Below are 19,370 nucleotides of genomic sequence, written 5' to 3' on the forward strand. Positions count from 1 at the left end.
AAACGAATTATTGTTTTCTTCTTCTACCTAATATGAATACTACTCCGCCAACTAAGAATGAAACTCCCGCACCAACTGACATCATCCATGGAGACGCTGCCCCTGTTTTCGGTAACTCTCTTTCTACTTTTACTTGCGGCTCTTTAATTAATTTTTCCAGTCTTACTTCCGGTTTCTCCGGTTTCACTTCTGGCTCTTTCGGGTCTTTCGGGTCTTTCGGGTCTTTCGGGTCTTTCGGGTCTTTCGGGTCTTCCGGTTTCACTTCTGGTTCTTTCGGGTCTTCCGGTTTCACTTCTGGTTCTTTCGGATCTTCCGGTTTCACTTCTGGTTCTTTCGGATCTTCCGGTATCTTAAAATCTTCTTTTGTTTTCGGTAAAATCGTAACTGTCGGTTCAAGTGGTAGATTTATTTTATCGTCCACTACCGCTTTATTTGTTATCCCTTTACTTGGTGATGCTTTTACCTTCGCTTTAAAAATAATACTACGTTCTTTCGTATCTGTAATTTCTAGATACTTGGCGATTACTTTTCCAAACTCCATTTTTAACTCTATTGGATTTGGCTCAGCACCTTCAAATCTAAGGCTATCTTGCACGTATTCTAAACCTACTGGAATTTCATCTTCTACCTTTACCTCGGCGACTTTTCCGTTTTCTACCGTATTTTTGAAACTGATTCGGTATTCGACTTCTTCTTCTAGCTTCGGTTCTTTATTACTTACTGTCTTCGTTGCTTTTAACTTACCATCTTTATATTCTGGCTTTATTGTCGCTGTCGGTTCTATAACTGGATGGTTCGGATCATCCACATGAATAATCGCTTTATTTGTTATTTCTCCTCCAACTTTTACTGTTTCTTTTACCTTCACTTTAAAGATGATATTTCTTTCTTTCGTATCCATAATTTCCGGATACTTCGCTGTTACTTTTCCATTCTCTACTGTAAGCTCTGTTGGTACAGGCTTATCACCTACAGCCTCCAGGCTATCTTTCACATATTCTAAACCGGCTGGAATTTCATCTTCAATTTTCACATCAACTAACTTCCCGCCATCTACTGTGCCGTTAAAAGTAATTCGATATTCAATCTCTTCTCCTAACTTCGGTTCATGATTACTTACTTCTTTCCTTGCCTCTAGTTTCCCATCTTTATATTGCGGCGTAATTGGTATAAGTGGCTCAACTGGCGGAGTCGTCGGATTATTATCATCCACAATCGCCTTGTTTATAATCTCTTTTCCTACTTGTACCGTTTCTTGTACTCGCACTTTAAAGATGATGCTTCTTTTTTTCGTATCTGTAATTTCCGGATACTTTGCTGTTACTTTTCCATTCTCAACATGAAGTTCTACCGGATTTGGTTCCGGCCCATCAGACTTTACACTATCTTGTACGTATTCTAAACCGGCTGGAATTTCATCTTCTACCTTTACCTCAGTTAGTTTTCCGTTCTCTATCGTATTTTCAAAGCTAATTCGATATTCTACTTCTTCTCCTAACTTCGGTTCATGATTACTTACTGTTTTTTCTGCTTGTAATGCACCATCTTTATATTGAGGCTGAATAGCGATAATCGGTTGCTCTGGTGGATTTATTGTATCTTCCACAATCGCCTTATTCACAATTTCCTCGCCTATTTTCGCTTTTTCTTTTACTTTCACTTTAAAGATGATGCTTCTTTCTTTCGTATCCACAATTTCGGGATACTCTGCAAGGACGATCCCATTTTTCACTTTTACATGCAATGGTTTCGGATTCTCTCCCTCAGCTCTTTCACTACCTTCTACAAACTCTAAGCCACTTGGTAATTCATCCTTAATCTTCACCTTCGCTACTTTTCCATGCTCAACTACGTTACGGAAAGTAATTCGATACTCTACTTCTTCTCCTAATTTTGGAGCTGGATTATTTACTGTTTTCTCAGCTTTTAATTTTCCATCCTTATACTCCGGTGTAATAATCGCTTCTGGTTTTTGCGGCGGATTCTTTGGATTATGATCATCCACAATTGCCGTATTCACGATTTTCTTACCGACTTTTGCTGCTTCCGTTACTTTCACCTTAAAGCTAATGCTACGCTCCGCTGTATCAGTGATATTCTCATACTTCGCTGTAATTTTTCCAGCTTCTTCTTTTAACTCTACCGGATTTGGTTCATTACCTTCTGCTTTTAAACTATCCTTCACATACTCTAAACCAGTTGGTAATTGATCCTCAATTTTCACTTCTGCTAGTTTTCCGTTTTCTACCGTATTTTTAAAACTAATTCGGTACTCTACTTCTTCTCCTAGCTTAGGATCTTTTTTACTTACCTTTTTATCAGCTTTAACTTTACCGTCTTTATGCTGCGGTGTAATATCTACTTCCGGTCGCTCTTGTGGATTTTTTGTATCATCAACAATTGCTTTATTTACAATTGCTTTGTCCACTTCAACTGAATCTTTCACCTTCACTTTAAAGATAATGCTTCTTTCTTTCATGTCAGTGATATTGTTATACTTCGCGATAACTTTACCAGCTTCTTCTTTCAACTCTACTGGGACTGGCTTATCACCTTCTGCTTTTAGACTATCCTTCACAAATTCTAAACCAGATGGGATTTCATCTTCTATCTTCACCTCGGCCAGCTTTCCATCTTTCACCGTATTACTAAATGAAATGCGGTATTCGATTTCTTCCCCTAGCTTCGGTTTATGATTATTTACCTTTTTATGAGCATTAATTTTACCGTCTTTATATTGCGGTGTAATTTTAGCTGTCGGTTCAGTTATAGGGTGGTTCGGATCATCCACATGAATAATCGCTTTATTTGTAATGCCCTTGCCTATTGCAACTGAATCTTTCACCTTCACTTTAAAAACGATACTTCTTTCTTTCGTATCCATAATCTCTGAATACTTTGCCATTATCTTACCATTTTCTACTTTCAACTCCACTGGTTTTGGCTCTTCACCTTCAGCCTTTTCGCTTCCTTCTACAAACTCTAATCCAGCTGGAATTTCATCCTCTATCTTCACCTCGGCTAGCTTTCCATCTTTCACCGTATTATTAAAAATAATTCGATATTCGATTTCTTCGCCTAGCTTCGGTTCGTGATTACTTACTTCTTTTCTCGCTTCAATTTTTCCATCTTTATATTGCGGTGTAATCGGTACATAAGGCTCTTCTGGCAGATTCTTTGTATCATCCACAATCGCCTCATTTACGATTTCTTCTCCCGCTTTTACGTTTTCTTTTACCTTCGCTTTAAAGACAATAATTCTTTCCTCTGTATCTGTAATTGCTGGATATTTTGCCATTACCTTATTATTTTTCACCTGTAGCTCTACTGGTTTCGGTTTAGAACCTTCTGCCATGATGCTGCCTTCTACATACTCTAAACCAGTTGGTAATGTATCCTTTATATTTACCTCTGCTAGTTTTCCGTTTTCTACCGTGTTTTTAAAACTAATTCGGTATTCTACTTCTTCTCCTAGTTTCGGTTTATGATTATTCGCTACTTTCTGAGCAGCAATCTTGCCATCTTTATATTGTGGAATAATTGCCACATGCGGCTTTTCTGGCTCGTGTGTTGTATCTACTACGATTGCCTTATTGACAATTTCCTTACCTATTTCTGCCTCTTCTTTTACTTTCACTTTAAAGGCAATGCTTCTTTCTTTCGTATCTGTAATTGCTGGATACTTTGCCAGTACCTTGCCGTTTTCCACTTTCAGTTCTACCGGACTAGGCTTAGAACCTTCTGCTTTTAAACTGTTCTCTACATACTCTAATCCAGTTGGAATTTCATCTTCTACTTTAACCTCAGTTAGCTTCCCGTTTTCTACCGTATTTTTAAAACTAATTCGGTACTCTACTTCTTCCCCTAACTTCGGCTTCTTATTGTTTACAACCTTCTCTGCTTTCAGCTTACCGTCTTTATATTCTGGTGTAATCGTTACTTCCGAGGTTGTTGGATCTTTCGTATCATCAACAACTACTTTATTGACAATACCTTCACCAGCTTTGAAGTCTTCTTTTACTTTCGCTTTAAAGACGATACTTCTTTCTTTTGTATCCGTAATCTCTGGATATTCGGCAATTACTTTTCCATCTTTCACTTGCAATTCTACCGGCTCTGGCTTAGAACCTTCTGCTCGTAAACTATCTTTCACATACTCTAACCCATTCGGTAAATTATCTTCTATTCTCACCTCTGCTAGTTTCCCGTTTTCTACCGTATTTTTAAAGCTAATTCGGTATTCTACTTCTTCTCCTAACTTCGGTGTTTCATTATTTACTACTTTTTTTGCTTCAACTTTTCCATCTTTATGCTGCGGCGTAATTTCTGCCTTCGGTGTTTCTGGTTTGTTTTTCCTATCATCAATAGTTGCTTTATTGACGATTTTTTCACCGATTTTCACTTCTTCTTTTACTTTCACCTTAAAAGTGATACTTCTTTCTTCTGTATCCGTAATCTCTAGATACTTCGCCAGTACCTTACCGTTTTCCACTTTCAATTCCACTGGATCCGGCTTAGAACCTTCTGCTTTCACACTGTTTTCTACATACTCTAAACCTTCTGGTAAAGTATCTTCTATTTTCACCTCTGCTAGTTTTCCGTTTTCTACCGTGTTTTTAAAGCTAATCCGGTATTCTACTTCTTCTCCTAACTTCGGTGTTTCATTATTTACTACTTTTTTTGCTTCAACTTTTCCGTCTTTATGCTGCGGAGTAATTTTCGCTGTCGGTGTTTCTGGCGGATGTTTCGTATCACTCACAATTGCCTGATTGACAATTGTATCGCTCACATTACCTTTTACTTTCACTTTAAAGGTAATACTTCTCTCTTTTGTATCCGTAATTTCTGGATACTTCGCCAGTACCTTACCGTTTTCCACTTTCAATTTCACTGGATCCGGCTTAGAACCCGCTGCTTTTAAACTATCTTTCACGTACTCTAATCCATTTGGTAAATCATCTTCTATTATTACCTCTGTTAGCTTTCCATGTTCTACCGTATTTTTAAAACTAATTCGGTATTCGATTTCTTCTTCTAACTTCGGTGTTTCATTATTTACCGTCTTTTTCGCTTCAAGTTTTCCGTCTTTATACTGCGGAGTAATTTCTACTTTTGGTGTTTCTGGTTTGTTTTTCGTATCATCAATAATTGCTTTATTGACGATTTTTTCACCGACTTTTACTTCTTCTTTTACTTTCACTTTAAAAATGATATTTCTTTCTTCTGTATCCGTAATCTCCGGATACTTCGCCAGTACCTTACCGTTTTCCACTTTTAACTCTACTGGATTTGGTCCGGCACCTTCTGCTTTCAAACTATTTTCTACATACTCTAAACCTTTTGGTAAAATATCTTCTATTTTCACCTCTGTTAGCTTTCCGTTTTCTACCGTATTTTTAAAACTAATTCGGTATTCTACTTCTTCTCCTAACTTCGGTGTTTCATTATTTACGCTTTTCTTTGCTTTAATTTTTCCATCTTTGTGTAATGGCGTAATTTTTACTTCCGGCTCTTTTGAATCTTTTGTATCATCAACAATTGCCTTATTGATGATTTCCTTGCCTACTTCCGCTTCTTCTTTCACCTTTACTTTAAAGACGATACTTCTTTCTTTCGTATCCGTAATATTTTCATATTCAGCGATAACTTTTCCATCTTTCACATGTAACTTGACTGGAGCCGGTTTATCGCCTTCCGCCTTTTCACTACCCTTTACATACTCTAAACCGTTAGGGATTGTATCCTTTATTTTTACCTTTTCTAGTTTTCCGTTTTCTACCGTATTCTTAAAGCTAATTCGGTATTCCACTTCTTCTCCTAGTTTTGGTGACGGATTATCTACTGTCTTCTTCGAATCAATTATTCCCTCTTTATATTGCGGAGTAATTCTTTCCTCTGGCTTAATCGGCGGATTTTTCGTATCATCAACAATTGCTTTATTGACGATTTCTTTACCTACTTTTGCCTCTTCCTTCACCTTTACTTTAAAGACGATACTGCGTTCTTTCGTATCCATAATATCGATATACTTAGCTTTAACTACTCCAGCTTCAACTGTTAATTCTACTGGACCCGGTGCTTCCCCTTCAGCCTTAACACTATTTTCTATATATTCAAGACCTTCTGGAATTGTATCTTCTATTCGCACCTCTGCTAGTTTTCCGTTCTCTACCGTATTATGAAAACTAATGCGGTACTCGATTTCTTCTCCTAGCTTCGGCTTTTCATTATTAACTACCTTTTTAGCGGCAATTTCACCTTTTTTACTTTGCGGTGTAATAACAACTTTTGCATCAATCGGATCATGTTTCGGATCTTTTGCAACTGCTTTGTTTACAATTGCTTCCCCTACTTTTGCCGTCTCTTTTACTTTCACTTTAAAAACAATACTTCTTTGTTCCATATCCGTAATTTCTGGATATTTTGCAGTTACTTTGCCATTCTCCATTTTTAGTTCTACTGGCTCTGGTTTTATACCTTCCGCTTTCAAACTATCTTTCACGTATTCAACACCTGCAGGTAATGTATCTTCTACCAATACCTTTTCTAGCTTTCCGTTTTCTACCGTATTATGAAATGTAATGCGGTACTCCACTTCTTCTCCTAATTTTGGTGTTTGATTCGTTACGCTTTTATCTACGTCTACTTTACCCTCTTTATAACCTGGCGTAATTTTTTCTTCGGGATGCTCAGACTGCCCATTCGGATCGCTCACAACTGCTTTATTAACAATTGTTTCTCCTATTTTTGCCTCTTCTTTTACTTTCACTTTAAAAATGATGCTTCGCTCTTTCGTATCCGTAATCTCTGGATATTTTGCGATTACCTTACCATTTTCTACTTTTAACTCTACTGGATTTGGTTCAGCACCTTCAGCTCTCTCACTGCCTTGAACAAATTCTAAGTTAGCTGGAATTTCATCTTCTATTGTAACTGCCTCTAGTTTTCCGTTTTCCACCGTATTTTTGAAGCTAATTTGATATTCAACTTCTTCTCCTAGCTTCGGCCTCTTATTTGTTGCTTTTTTCTTTGCATCAATTTTGCCGGCCTTATGCTGTGGTGTAATCTTTTCTTCTAGATCCTTTGGTGGATTTGTTTTATCACTAATAATTGCTTTGTTAACAATTTCTTCACCAATTTTTGCAGTTTCTTTTACTTTCGTTTTAAAAACAATACTTCTTTCTTCCATATCCATAATTTCTGGATACTTTGCAATGATTTTTCCATTTTCGAATTTCAGTTCTACTGGCTCTGGCTGTACACCTTCAGCTTTCAAACTGTCTTTCACAAACTCAAGACTACTCGGTAATTCGTCTTCAATCGTCAATACATCTAGACGTCCATCTTTGATAATGTTTTTAAAAATAATGCGATACTCTACCTCATCACCTAAACTCGGTGTTTTGTTAGAAGCTATTTTTGTCGCTTCTATTTCTCCAGGAACTTCTTTTGGAAGCGTAACCGTAACATTTGCATCATCTGCAGTTTCATAATTTACCTCGGTACTATCTTTTCCCTTTACAGCAACGATATTTTTTATTGTTGTATCTGATTGTACAGAAGCTTTCACTTTTACTTTGAATGTAATAATGGCACTTTCACCAGGCTGTAACACACCACCGTCTGTAGCATCTGCCCCTTCACCAATACGGAAATCAATTTGATTATTTACAAATTCTGCTTCATCATCATTCGCATCATCAGTTTTTTGTCCTTTATTACTACCAGTAACATATTGAATGGATCCCGGAACATACTCTAAGCGATTATCTAATTTATCAAATCCTTTTACATTAGATACCGGTGCTTGATTGTTCTTCGTATCATTCTTCACTTCAATTTGGTACGTAAACTCTTCACCTGCTTTAATCTCCTTAACTTCTTTACCAGCACTATCTAACGCCTTTTTATCCACTTGTAAGTTTGGAGCATTATGTTCTGTTACGAATGTAGCATTGTTTAATACGTAAATATCACCAGTACCACCATTTGCTCTAAAACGCATTTTTGCTTCTTTTAAATCATTTTTTACTTGAGTGGGCCCTTCAAAGTGATATGTATGAATGTCAGTACTGAATGAATTTGTCCAATCCGGGTTATATCCTGGATATTTTTTTGTAACAAACTCGTTAGTACCGTCTACTTGTACTTCTGTCATAGACGAATCATTCGCATCATTATCTTTACCGTTAATATTTTTTATCTTTATATATCCAGCACCAAAATCATATTCTCCATAATCATATGCATATCCATCTTTCTCAGCTGGATCACCTTGCGATGAAAAATAACTAAATTTCGCCTTAAAAGCACCTTCTTTTGGTGTGTTTATTTTATTAACACTAATATCTGTCCAGGCTGTACTTTTTTGAGAGACTAACCCTTCCCAAATCTTCATATCTTTTACGGTTTCTTTATAGTTTTCATAAACTAATATAAGATTCCAGTTACCCCAGTAATAGCCGCCACCTGTTACATCTTTAATTTGTGGTACATTCGCAACTGTCAACGTTTGAGAAATACCTTGCTGTGCAATTACATTTGTTACATCTGCATACGCAACATATCCTGCGCCACTACCTGAGTAATTAGAAATATAAGGTAGGTAATCCGCTTTTCGTATGCTATCAGCACTTACCTCTGCATATTCTTTATTTCCCATTTTCATTTTGACTGGTTGCCTTACTTGATCCTCGGTAACCTTTCTATCAGCAATATTTCCTGGTAACCCCATTGCTGCTGTCCAGAATAAGTAAGCCTTTTTCACTTTACTTCCAGTTGGAATTTTTGGAAATGCACCTGTTGATGAATTAAAAGTACTATTATCGTTATCAACATCAACCGTCATTTTATTCGTTTTATAACCCATACTTTGTCTTCCATAATGATCCGTGGTCAAACCAAGCGTCACATTACCAGTCTGTACTAAATTACCAGGAGCAATTGTAGAATACAGTGGATCTCCAAACCCTTGCTTATCTCCTGTTTGGATTTGAACCGTTGAAGCATTCTCTGATGCAGCTTGTACTTCTACATCACTCTGATTTTTCGCTTCTTTTTCTAGTTGCTTCTCATCTTTAGCTACTGGTTGCTTTACAAGTTCTGTGTTGGATGTAGGTTTATTTTTATCTTCTACAGATACTTTTAATTTTTCATCCACTTCTTTAGTTTTAGCATCAGCCGGTGACCCGATATTTTTCTTACTACTGTCAGCCTCATCATCAGCATTAGCTTCAACCTTGTCTTCAGAAGGAATCCCTTCAACATCTACAGACATGATCCCTATTTGTACTTGATCTTTTTGCACACTAATCTTTTGTTTGTATTCTTTATTAAAATGCTGCGTGCGACTAGCTTTTATTAATACAGTCATTTTTTCGTGTGACTTTACATCTTGAATTTTAAGATTAGAAGAAAGAAGCTTTCCTCCCTTATCTTTTTCCTCTATATAGAAATCAACTACCTTATTTTCCGGTAACTTCTCTCCGTTTACTTTCATAGATTGAGGAAGGAACATAATTTCATTGTCATTATTTTGTTTAAGCACCAATTCTTGAATTGGTATATCTCCCGTATTTTCAATCGTATATTGAAATACGTGCTCCCCCTCAGCTACTTCTCCCTTATATATTGCAGCATTCACTTGCTCTGCCTTAATTCTTACATCATTTCCTTGTAACTCATCCCAGCTCTTTTTATTTATCTCTGTAGCAAAAGCGCTAGGTGAAGGTAATATGATGGATAGGAGAAGTGTAATCATCGTTACGACATTAAAACATTTCAAAATTTTTTTCATATTTTCTACCTCTCTCCTTTCTATATATTTGCTATCCGTCTACTTCACTTCAGTACCCACCTCATTTAGTAGTCAGGAACATAGCAATATACCCACTCGCAACAACCCGCCCTACGAAGATGCATCATTGAAATTCCTATTTCAACAATATAAACCTCATAGAATATTACTATTTTAATTTATCAAAAATAGCATATATATCGGGTACTTATATAAACCTATAAAACACCTTATGGTATAGGCCTATATAACAGTTTAAGGATACATAAAAAGCTTAACATATCCCTAAATCTATTCATACATACAATAGAAAATCTGCCATTTTTAGTCATTTCAGTTTGTTGTTTATGATTAAAATTTTCAAAAAATAATAACCGTTACATGTAAAAATATGTTATATTAAACAGGAACAAACGTTCTTATTTAAAGGAGGAATTTTTCATGATAAACGAACCTATTATCGTAAAAAAAGAAGCTTTCCAAGCAATCGGTGTTTCGCTTACGACGACAAATGAAACAGAGGCATCTACTGAAGGCAAAATCCCCGGGCTTTGGAACCGCTACTTCCAAGAACAAATCATGCATCAAATCCCAAATCAACAAACGAAAGAAACATTTGCTTTCTACTCAAACTACGAATCAGATGAAACTGGTACATATCAATTTACGATCGGTATGCCCGTTTCTTCATTAGAGGACGTTCCTGAAAATATGACAACTTTAACAATACCTGCCGCTACGTATGCGGTATTTACAACGAGAAAGGGACCAGTTGCTGAAGTCGTTTGCGAAGCTTGGGAATATATTTGGAAATGGTCGAAAGAAAATAAACGTGCTTTTACAACAGACTTTGAGCTTTATGATGAAAAAGCAGCAGATCCAACCAACGTACAATTGGATATTTATATCGCATTAGCCTGAACGACAAAAAAGAAGATACCATTTGGTATCTTCTTTTTTGTCGTTAAATAGCCACTGTGCAAATTCATTATTATTGTCTACAATGAGAAAGTGCAGTATAGAAATATTAGAAACTGTATAAAGTGATTGTTAACAGGTTTTTCAGTTTAAATTTGTCACATAGAAAGGAAGCAATATGGAGGAACTACAACAAAATAAATCTGCTTTAGAGGGAAGCGGAAAGCCGTTATTAAAAAATACGAATTTCCTTTTTCTTTGGGCAGCTACACTCTTTTCAAGTTTTGCTTTAGCCTTTTTTACTTTTTCACAAACGTGGTACATAGCAAAAACATTAAACCTTGAGGCTTCACTCGGTGTTGTTTTCGTAGCTCTTAGTGTTCCAAGGCTTATTTTTATGATTATCGGTGGTGCTGTAGCTGATAAATTCCCGAAAAAAAACATTATGTTTTATTCTAATATTATTCGTGCTATTCTTGTCGCAACCATCCTTACATGGTTCATCGTAGGTGATGTAACACTATATACATTTGCTTTATTCGCTTTATTCTTTGGGCTTGCTGATGCTTTTTTCTGGTCCGCTGATGGTTCTATCTTGCCTGAACTTGTAGAAAAAAGCCGTTTAACACAAGCAAATTCACTTACACAAATGACAAATCAAGCATCGGTCATCTTAGGCCCTGTACTTGGCGGAATTCTTATCAAATTTACGAACTATGAAACGATCTTTTCGATCACGATTTTATTACTGATCGTCGCAGCCATACTCGTTCAAAAAATACAATTTACAGTGCCAGAACAGCAAAATACAGACAAAGGCATGTTCACTTCTATTAAAGAAGGAATTTTATACGTAAAGGAATCACCATTCCTTTCCACTTTCCTTCTTTGTAGCGCCTTTCTAAATTTATTTTTAATTGGTCCGATGCAAGTCGGTTTCCCGCTTTTCGTTAAAAATGTTCTGCACGGTGACTCGCTCCAGTTCAGTTACCTAGAAGCATCTGTAGGAGGCGGAATGGCAATAGGCGCTGTCATTGTCGGTTTAAAAAATATTAATCGTAGACGCGGTCTATTTTGCATTATCATGATGCTACTGTCTGGTGTATTCTTCTTATCCATCAACTTTAGTACCATGCTTTGGCAAGCATTATTAGCTGGCATGTTTTATGGTATTACAATTGCAATGGCTATCGTTCCGCTTATGGCGATGATTCAATCGACAGTAAAAGAAGAAATGATGGGACGCGTAATGAGTTTACTTATGCTATCATCAATGGGATTCATTCCGCTTTCTTATGCATTCACATCAATCGCGCTTGCAATAGGAATTCCAATCGTAACCGTTATGAAAAGCGGTGCAATCGCCGTTATCGTCTTCGTACTATTTGTAGCGATTCGTGTTCCAGTTGTAAGAAAGTTCGATTAGCTACTTGGAGTCATGTATTATACGCATGGCTCTTTTTTAAATGGATCAAATAACGGTATCCCCTTACTTCTTCTCACAGCTGCTCCCCATTCTAATCCAACCTCTAAAAATAGATCCCGCACTGTACTATATAAAAGAGCCCTAACATTTTTACGGATTTCCCCGTATTTATACGCTCTCACAACACTCTTCACTCGCCAAATGAGGTTTCCATACACTTCTTCATCAGCTAATATTTGCTCCAGTAAAACACCTTGCTCTAGTAACCCGCTCTTTTTATACGCAAGTTCCACCTTACTCCAAAATATATTAATCTTCTTCGGATTACTCGTCATCGGCACAAGTGCGTATATAAAAGGCTTCGGTATATCATGGCGACAATACGTTTCATCAAGCTCGTACGTTCCTTTTCTTTTCTCTTTTATTTGTGGAATGTTTTTAAAAAGAACTGTTTCCCCCTCACATTTTTGCTCATTTCCACTACAGCCAGCTGCAGAATCCTCATTTTCACATGCGGACATTTTCATACGGTCATCCATGCGGTCAATTGCGGATGCAAGAAATACATATAAGTTCGCACTATACCCGCCGCGCTTATGCCTTTCTTTTGTCGCAACACGCTTTATAATTCCTAGTTCCTCTAACTTTGCAATTGAGCGGCGTACTGTACGAATACTTTTTCCAACATTCGTCGCAATCGTCTCCATTAACGGACAAGCAACTCCTACTGTTTTCTGTTTCTCATTCACCGCATACTTTCCTAAAAAATGAATAATGATAGAATCAGTTTTATTTAATTGAAATCGATAGTACTTCAAAACTTGTTTTTGATATGTATTAAACTCTTCTTTACTTCGAAATTCACTATATGGTTTCATTAAATTATATAAGCTTCCCATTTTTATCACCTCATATATAAGTAAGAGGCAGGAAGAGAAATTGGCGTGACATTGAATATTTTTTATTGGAGATGAAAATATGATCGTAATTAGCGCTTGTTTAGGTGGTATCGCTTGTCGGTATGACGGCAATGACAATCTCGTTTCAAAAATAGAGGAGCTTCTGCAAAAAGAAGACACAGTCCTCATTTGTCCTGAAGTATTAGGAGGATTGCCAACGCCTCGTCCCTCAGCTGAAATTATTGGTGGGAATGGCGATGACGTTTTGGATGGAAAAGCAAAAGTAATGACAAAAGACGGTGAAGATGTTACAGAAGCTTTCGTGAGCGGTGCATATAAAGCTCTAGAACAAATTAAAAATTTACACCCAGAATATATTATTTTGAAAGAACGTAGTCCATCTTGTGGTAGTTCTACAATTTACACTGGAGAATTTAACGGGAATAAACAAACTGGTTTCGGAGTGACAACTGCTTTATTCAAAAGACATGGATTTACAGTCATTTCAGAAGAGAATTTTGAGAATATAAAAAGGAATTGACCCTGTTCGTCAATTCCTTTTTCTTTCTTATTTTGCACCTAATTTTTCTTTCACTTTCGCTGGAAGCTCGTCTTTCTTCACTTCTTCCCAAGCTGATACACCTTTTTTATCTGAGTGGTATACGCGTAGGAATGCTTCTTTACGAAGGTTTTTCACAGCTGTAAATTCTAATTCTTTTTCTTTACCTTCTTTATCAAATGCAGGTAACTTATACTCAAAATATTTGATTGGTTGACCGCCATCAGCTTTTTCATTCTTCTCAATTCCATCAGTTGTAATTTGAACGTAGTACTCATCTTTACCCATACGGTTAATATCACAACCAACTAACAAACTTGCAAATACAACTAAAATACTAAACAGTGCAATGTATCTTTTCATTTCCTTCACCTCATATGTTTTTTCTTATATTCTTATCTTAAAGCCCAGAGCTTAAAGAAGAAATTCAAAAACATGACATGAACATTACACTTTTGTAAGATAATAATTATTTCTTCACTCTAGAAACTGTCATCCCATCACCAATTGGAATAAGTACAGATTCTAACTTCGGATGATTTGCTACTACTTCATTAAATTTCTTCATAACTTCTGTATAACGTTTTTGTTTCGCACCTTCATCCACTACACTACCACCAGCTAGAACATTATCTGTAACAATTAATGCGCCTGGCTTAGCAAGCTGGATGCAGTACGTTAAGTAATTATCATAATTCTCCTTATCAGCATCGATAAAGAAGAAATCAAATCGCTTATTACCTGCAGCTAATTTTTCAAGACTTTGTAAGGCAGCACCAGTCATATACGACACTTGTTTTCCAAATCCCGCTTTATGTAGATTGCTGTGCGCTACCTTTGCATATTTCTCTTCTAGTTCAAGTGAAGTTAACGTGCCTTCTTCTCCAAAACCTTTCACAAGACAAATTCCGCTATAACCACCTAATGCACCTATTTCTAAAATATCTTTCGCTCCAGAAATAGAAACTAGCATCGTTAACAGTTTACCCGAAGAAGGTGATACCGATATCGGCGGCATTTCGTTTTCTTTCATGGAAGCAATCACTTCATCCAAAAGAACATCTTGACCACAAAATACAGAATCAATATAACGATTAATTTGTTTCATCAGATGCAGTCCCTTGCTCTAGATTTACCTTCTCATCTAACGTAGACGCTTCTTCTGTTTCACTCTCATGTATTTCAAATAGTTGTGTAAATTCATTAATAACCAGATCAATTGCCTTTAATTCCCCGATTAAAATTTGCTGAATAGACTGGAATTCTGGCTCACTTAACTGTTGTTTAATTGTAGCTCGTTTTAAATTCATCATTTCTAAAAAGGCAATTGCTCTCCCGCGGCGAAATGTTTTCGGCCCGCGATGATGAGATCCATCTCTCCCCCTATGACGCTCACCACGGTGACGGCCTTCTTTCATAAACTTATCTTCTCTCATTTCAAATCCCCCTTTGTATACAAATGTATACGTTTATTTTATAGTTCAAAGTGTATACGTTTGTATACAAAATGTCAAACAAAAGAAAAACCACTAATTAGAAAGGAATCATTTAACTCCTTTCTAATTAGCAGTTTCGTTTTCTATATGTGAAAAGGGATTTCTAAATGATGAATTGAATATATATTTATTGTTCTCTAACTTTTGAGCGAAAGTTTTTTACATACGTTTCATTCTGTCCTAATTTAAAGTTTTCGAGAGGAGAAATGCTATGAATTCTATTTTATTAGATGTTCCGTTACAAATAGAAACAGATAGACTCATTCTTCGAGCCCCCCTTCAAGCAGGTGAAGGGAATGTAGTACATGAAGCTATTAAAGATTCAATTAATGAATTAAGGCAATGGCTGTCTTTATTCCAGTCCATTCCTACTGTTGAAGAAACGGAAATTCTTCTGAGAAATGCGCATATAGATTTTTTGAAAAGAGAAAGCTTTCGCTATCTTATCTACCATAAAGAGACGAATGATCTTGTTGGAACGGCTAGCCTTCACCGAATTAATTGGAAGGTTTCTAAATGTGAAATTGGATACTGGATTAACACGCAATTTAGTGGCAATGGATATATGACAGAAGTAGTAAATGCGTTAATAAACCTTGGATTTCAGTTATTCAAATTTAGAAGGATTGAAATACGATGTGAACGTAATAACATGAAAAGTCGTGCGATTCCTGAAAAATTAGGTTTTGAGCTTGAAGGGATATTACGTAATGAAGATTTTTCAGCTGACGGCAAACAACTAACTGATACTTGCATCTATGCAAAGATAAAGTGAAATTTTAATCAACCCCAATTAGGCTTTTATGGAAAAAGAAAAGACCTCCTTAACGATTTTATTCCATCGCTAAAAAGGTCTTTTTCTATTTTGGCTAAAACCTTAGCACTCTTCTGGCTTACCAGCATTCGTCGCTGTACGGAAAGATGATCCACATCCGCATGATGCGATTGCATTTGGATTGTCGATTGTGAATCCGCCGCCAAGCATAGATTGTTTATAATCAATTTGTACTCCTTTAACAATTGGAGCACTTTCTGTATCGATAACAAATTCAACACCGAAAAACTCAAGAACTGTGTCGTCTTCTTTTGGTTCTACTTCAAATCCTAAGCCGTAAGAAAGGCCAGTACATCCGCCGCCATGTACAGCAAGGCGCACGTACTTCTCTCCATCTTCAGCATCTTTTAACATATCTTTAATTTGAAAAGCTGCTTGTTCTGTTACTTCAATCATGAAATACACCATCCTTTCTGTTCTCATTCTATTATACATCTTTACGCTTCTATCTTGTACTCATACACTCCGCGGCAAATTACTTCTGCTGGTCCTTTCATTAACACATTGCCTTCTTCTGTCCATGCAATCATTAAATCGCCGCCAGCTAAATGAACTGTAATTTCCTTACCACGTTCCATTTTCCCATTTAAAATAGAGGCTACAACTGCAGCACACGCCCCTGTTCCGCAAGCTTGTGTGACACCAGATCCACGTTCCCAAACGCGGAAGTTCATCTCTGCATCATTCAAAATCTCGATGAATTCAACATTTACTCGCTCTGGGAACATTTCATGTGTCTCAAGGACTGGACCAAGTGTTGTAAGGGGTGCTTGTTCTACATCATCAACAAAAATAACCGCATGCGGATTCCCCATTGAAACAGCTGTAAATGCATAACGATGATTATTGTATAAGAAATTTTCACGAATAAATGGTGTGTCCCCTTCACCAAGCATCGGGATTTCTGCATGTGTTAAACGCGGTGCTCCCATATCGATTTTCGCTAATGTAACTTTCCCTTCTTCTACCGTTACTTCCGCCGTTACAATGCCAGCTAACGTTTCAATTTTGAAAACTGTTTCTTCTACCAGTTTATGCTCATACGCATATTTCGCTACGCAGCGTAAACCGTTACCGCAGCTCTTTCCTTCTGATCCATCATTATTAAACATGCGCATTTTCACTGGAGCTACGTCAGATGGACAAATTAAAATCATTCCATCTGCTCCAATACCAGTATTAATATTTGAAACCTTTTCCGCCACAAGAGCTAAATCTTCTTCAGGAATTTGTTCTTCAAACATATTTACATATATATAACTATTGCCAAGACCATGCATTTTTGTAAAAGAAAATTGGCTCATTTGTACTCACTCCAAAAATAGTTTGTTATTTTAAGTATAAAATGCATGCTTTTAGAACACAATATGAATGTCCCCCGTTTCTCATATTTGACAACATTTGGCGATGAGCCATTCTTGCACAAATCGTGTAAGAAAAAAGCCCTTCTACAAGGGTCTTTTTTTATTTATCCCGCATTAACGGACAGTAAGACCTCCACTTCAAAATTCAACGAAAGCAAAGAAATTAGGTGGGGATCAACTGTCCGTAAAAGCCCGATTGGTTCAACTAATAATCATTTGGGGATGAATCCCCAAATGATTAAAGTTTCACTTTATATACAATATTATCCTCCCCCGCGAAAGAAGATTTTATCTAATAGAAAAAGAAAAAGGTGCTGCTGATTGCAACACCTTAAAACATTGGATTTTCATCCAAATACTCATATACATTATTGACAAGTTCTTCTACTGTAGCACCTTGTACTACTTCACCATTTACAAGTGCAAACGGCCCTTCAAAACAAATGCCACAATATCCTAAACAACCATACTCCATTACATCTAAATTCGGATCTTTTTCTAATTTCTCTAAAGCTGCTTGTGAGCCACTCGCAAGGTTACCTACACAAAATTCAATTAATGGTTTAATCAAAATTCTCCCCCCTGTACTACAAAACAAATTACCTTCTGACTTTATATATAAGAAGAAAACTAAGCTGTCTCTTGTTGTTTTCGTTATACATTCTAAACTATTTAGTTGCTTCACTATTTCACTTCAAAGTAGATGGTCTTATTTTATATAACATGCTATTCATAATGAAATAGTAACTAGAAAAGAAAAACAGTTTACTTTACTTTTCTTCTTATTGTACAACAGAGTATTCATTCATGCATTGTTATTTGTTCACAAATTCGATATAATTTGATTGAGTAAAGTCGAAATATTTTATTAATATAAAATTGTGTGATTAGGGGATATTTCAACAGAAAAGGGGTAATCCATCATGAAACACCTCGTAATACTAGGTGGCGGCTACGGTGGAATGAGAATTCTGCAACGGCTACTTCCAAGCAACCAACTTCCGGATGATGTACAAGTGACATTAATCGACAAAGTACCATACCATTGTTTCAAAACTGAATATTATGCATTAGTTGCGGGTACTATTTCAGAAACGCATATTCGCATACCGTTTCCTGAGCACCCACGCCTTAATATTCAATACGGCACAATAACAAATATTGATCTCGAAGAAAAAGCTGTTCACCTTGATGGCGGCGAAGCAATCCAATATGATGATTTAATTATTGGACTTGGCTGTGAAGATAAATATCATAACGTTCCTGGAGCAAAGGAATATACACACAGTCTACAATCAATTGAACAAACACGTAAGACATATGAACAATTAAATAGCCTAGAACCGAATGCAACAGTTGCTGTTGTTGGTGCTGGCTTAAGCGGTGTTGAAGTTGCAAGTGAACTTCGCGAAAGCCGTTCTGATTTAAAAATCTACTTATTTGATCGAAAAGATAGAATTCTATTCCCATATCCAGAGAAACTAAGTAGATACGTAGAAGAATGGTTCGTAAAACATAAAGTTAACATTATACGAAACTCTAACATTACAAAAGTAGAACCAAACATTGTGTACAACCACGATGAACCACTTGAATGTGATGCAATCGTCTGGACAGCTGGTATTCAAGCAAATGAAGTTGTTCGAAACCTTCCAGTTGAACAAGATGGTAGCGGACGGGTTGTTTTAACAAAATATCACAATATTCCAAATAACGAGCACGTGTATGTTGTAGGAGATTGCGCAGCACTTCCACACGCACCATCTGCCCAACTTGCTGAAGGTCAAGGAGAACAAATTGTCCAAATATTATTAAAACGTTGGAATAATGAAGCACTCCCTGATGAACTACCTGTTATCAAATTAAAAGGTGTTCTCGGTTCTCTCGGTAAAAAACACGGATTTGGTTTACTAGCAAACCAACCATTAATGGGACGTGTACCGAGATTATTAAAATCCGGTCTTCTTTGGATGTACAAATATCATAAAGGTTAATACTTTACAGACTGTCTACTAAGTAGGCAGCCTCTTTTATGAGTTAAAATATAATTATCAGACACATCTTTCTCAATATGGAT

13 protein-coding genes are annotated in these 19,370 nt (G+C 36.6%); 5 read left to right on the forward strand and 8 right to left on the reverse strand.

The window, feature by feature from the left end:
* Positions 1–7: 7 nt before the first annotated feature.
* Positions 8–9,796 (reverse strand): isopeptide-forming domain-containing fimbrial protein, encoded by a 9,789-nt coding sequence (locus KZZ19_RS24170; RefSeq protein WP_237982097.1) that lies wholly within the window; start codon positions 9,794–9,796, stop codon positions 8–10.
* Between the two features lie 441 nt (positions 9,797–10,237).
* Here KZZ19_RS24170 and KZZ19_RS24175 point away from each other — a divergent pair, with 441 nt between their 5' ends.
* Positions 10,238–10,717, forward strand: a complete 480-nt coding sequence (locus tag KZZ19_RS24175; protein WP_237982096.1) for a GyrI-like domain-containing protein — start codon at positions 10,238–10,240, stop codon at positions 10,715–10,717.
* Between the two features lie 175 nt (positions 10,718–10,892).
* Positions 10,893–12,140, forward strand: coding sequence for an MFS transporter (locus KZZ19_RS24180; protein WP_237982095.1), 1,248 nt, complete (start codon positions 10,893–10,895; stop codon positions 12,138–12,140).
* Between the two features lie 17 nt (positions 12,141–12,157).
* Here the strand turns inward: KZZ19_RS24180 and KZZ19_RS24185 are convergent, their stop codons facing one another.
* Positions 12,158–13,039: a helix-turn-helix domain-containing protein gene (locus KZZ19_RS24185; RefSeq protein ID WP_237982094.1), complete on the reverse strand. Its 882-nt coding sequence runs from the start codon at positions 13,037–13,039 to the stop codon at positions 12,158–12,160.
* 79 nt (positions 13,040–13,118) lie between these two features.
* Here KZZ19_RS24185 and KZZ19_RS24190 point away from each other — a divergent pair, with 79 nt between their 5' ends.
* Positions 13,119–13,580 carry a DUF523 domain-containing protein gene (locus KZZ19_RS24190; protein WP_237982093.1) on the forward strand — a complete coding sequence of 154 codons (462 nt, stop codon included), beginning with the start codon at positions 13,119–13,121 and terminating at the stop codon, positions 13,578–13,580.
* A gap of 27 nt (positions 13,581–13,607) precedes the next feature.
* Here the strand turns inward: KZZ19_RS24190 and KZZ19_RS24195 are convergent, their stop codons facing one another.
* The 3 genes from KZZ19_RS24195 to KZZ19_RS24205 all read right to left on the reverse strand — a co-directional run bounded on the left by KZZ19_RS24195 (position 13,608) and on the right by KZZ19_RS24205 (position 15,034).
* Positions 13,608–13,961 carry a YxeA family protein gene (locus KZZ19_RS24195; RefSeq protein WP_237982092.1) on the reverse strand — a complete coding sequence of 118 codons (354 nt, stop codon included), beginning with the start codon at positions 13,959–13,961 and terminating at the stop codon, positions 13,608–13,610.
* A 106-nt stretch (positions 13,962–14,067) separates the two neighbouring features.
* The gene (locus KZZ19_RS24200; RefSeq protein ID WP_237982091.1) at positions 14,068–14,706 is read right to left on the reverse strand and encodes an O-methyltransferase; all 639 of its coding nucleotides are present in this window, start codon (positions 14,704–14,706) and stop codon (positions 14,068–14,070) included.
* Positions 14,693–15,034, reverse strand: a complete 342-nt coding sequence (locus tag KZZ19_RS24205; protein ID WP_088098239.1) for a hypothetical protein — start codon at positions 15,032–15,034, stop codon at positions 14,693–14,695. Before KZZ19_RS24205 ends, KZZ19_RS24200 begins: the two co-directional genes overlap by 14 nt.
* Positions 15,035–15,305: 271 nt before the next feature.
* Between KZZ19_RS24205 and KZZ19_RS24210 the strand changes: the two genes are divergently transcribed.
* A complete protein-coding gene (locus KZZ19_RS24210; RefSeq protein WP_237982090.1) occupies positions 15,306–15,869 on the forward strand; it encodes a GNAT family N-acetyltransferase in 564 nt (187 codons plus the stop codon).
* 102 nt (positions 15,870–15,971) lie between these two features.
* On the opposite strand, the gene KZZ19_RS24215 is transcribed toward KZZ19_RS24210, so the two are convergent.
* The 3 genes from KZZ19_RS24215 to KZZ19_RS24225 all read right to left on the reverse strand — a co-directional run bounded on the left by KZZ19_RS24215 (position 15,972) and on the right by KZZ19_RS24225 (position 17,864).
* On the reverse strand, positions 15,972–16,325 hold the full coding sequence (locus tag KZZ19_RS24215; RefSeq protein ID WP_098343500.1) for a HesB/IscA family protein: 354 nt from the start codon (positions 16,323–16,325) through the stop codon (positions 15,972–15,974).
* A 41-nt stretch (positions 16,326–16,366) separates the two neighbouring features.
* Positions 16,367–17,233, reverse strand: a complete 867-nt coding sequence (gene dapF, locus KZZ19_RS24220) for a diaminopimelate epimerase (RefSeq protein ID WP_098343499.1) — start codon at positions 17,231–17,233, stop codon at positions 16,367–16,369.
* A gap of 391 nt (positions 17,234–17,624) precedes the next feature.
* Complete coding sequence (locus tag KZZ19_RS24225) at positions 17,625–17,864, reverse strand: YuzB family protein (RefSeq protein ID WP_000595026.1); 240 nt, start codon at positions 17,862–17,864, stop codon at positions 17,625–17,627.
* A gap of 352 nt (positions 17,865–18,216) precedes the next feature.
* On the opposite strand from KZZ19_RS24225, the gene KZZ19_RS24230 reads away from it, so the two are divergent.
* On the forward strand, positions 18,217–19,287 hold the full coding sequence (locus KZZ19_RS24230; protein WP_088098243.1) for an NAD(P)/FAD-dependent oxidoreductase: 1,071 nt from the start codon (positions 18,217–18,219) through the stop codon (positions 19,285–19,287).
* Positions 19,288–19,370: the final 83 nt, after the last annotated feature.

The sequence above is a fragment of the Bacillus thuringiensis genome (genome assembly GCF_022095615.2).
Lineage (GTDB): Bacteria > Bacillota > Bacilli > Bacillales > Bacillaceae_G > Bacillus_A > Bacillus_A cereus_AG.

What these genes read in the sequence shown, in the direction of transcription:
- KZZ19_RS24230 (WP_088098243.1), top strand. Translation starts at nt 18,217, where the DNA reads ATGAAACACCTCGTAATACTAGGTGGCGGCTACGGTGGAATGAGAATT.
- KZZ19_RS24180 (WP_237982095.1), top strand. Translation starts at nt 10,893, where the DNA reads ATGGAGGAACTACAACAAAATAAATCTGCTTTAGAGGGAAGCGGAAAG.
- KZZ19_RS24205 (WP_088098239.1), bottom strand. Translation starts at nt 15,034, where the DNA reads ATGAGAGAAGATAAGTTTATGAAAGAAGGCCGTCACCGTGGTGAGCGT.
- KZZ19_RS24195 (WP_237982092.1), bottom strand. Translation starts at nt 13,961, where the DNA reads ATGAAAAGATACATTGCACTGTTTAGTATTTTAGTTGTATTTGCAAGT.
- KZZ19_RS24175 (WP_237982096.1), top strand. Translation starts at nt 10,238, where the DNA reads ATGATAAACGAACCTATTATCGTAAAAAAAGAAGCTTTCCAAGCAATC.
- KZZ19_RS24190 (WP_237982093.1), top strand. Translation starts at nt 13,119, where the DNA reads ATGATCGTAATTAGCGCTTGTTTAGGTGGTATCGCTTGTCGGTATGAC.
- KZZ19_RS24200 (WP_237982091.1), bottom strand. Translation starts at nt 14,706, where the DNA reads ATGAAACAAATTAATCGTTATATTGATTCTGTATTTTGTGGTCAAGAT.
- KZZ19_RS24170 (WP_237982097.1), bottom strand. Translation starts at nt 9,796, where the DNA reads ATGAAAAAAATTTTGAAATGTTTTAATGTCGTAACGATGATTACACTT.
- KZZ19_RS24185 (WP_237982094.1), bottom strand. Translation starts at nt 13,039, where the DNA reads ATGGGAAGCTTATATAATTTAATGAAACCATATAGTGAATTTCGAAGT.
- dapF (WP_098343499.1), bottom strand. Translation starts at nt 17,233, where the DNA reads ATGAGCCAATTTTCTTTTACAAAAATGCATGGTCTTGGCAATAGTTAT.
- KZZ19_RS24215 (WP_098343500.1), bottom strand. Translation starts at nt 16,325, where the DNA reads ATGATTGAAGTAACAGAACAAGCAGCTTTTCAAATTAAAGATATGTTA.
- KZZ19_RS24210 (WP_237982090.1), top strand. Translation starts at nt 15,306, where the DNA reads ATGAATTCTATTTTATTAGATGTTCCGTTACAAATAGAAACAGATAGA.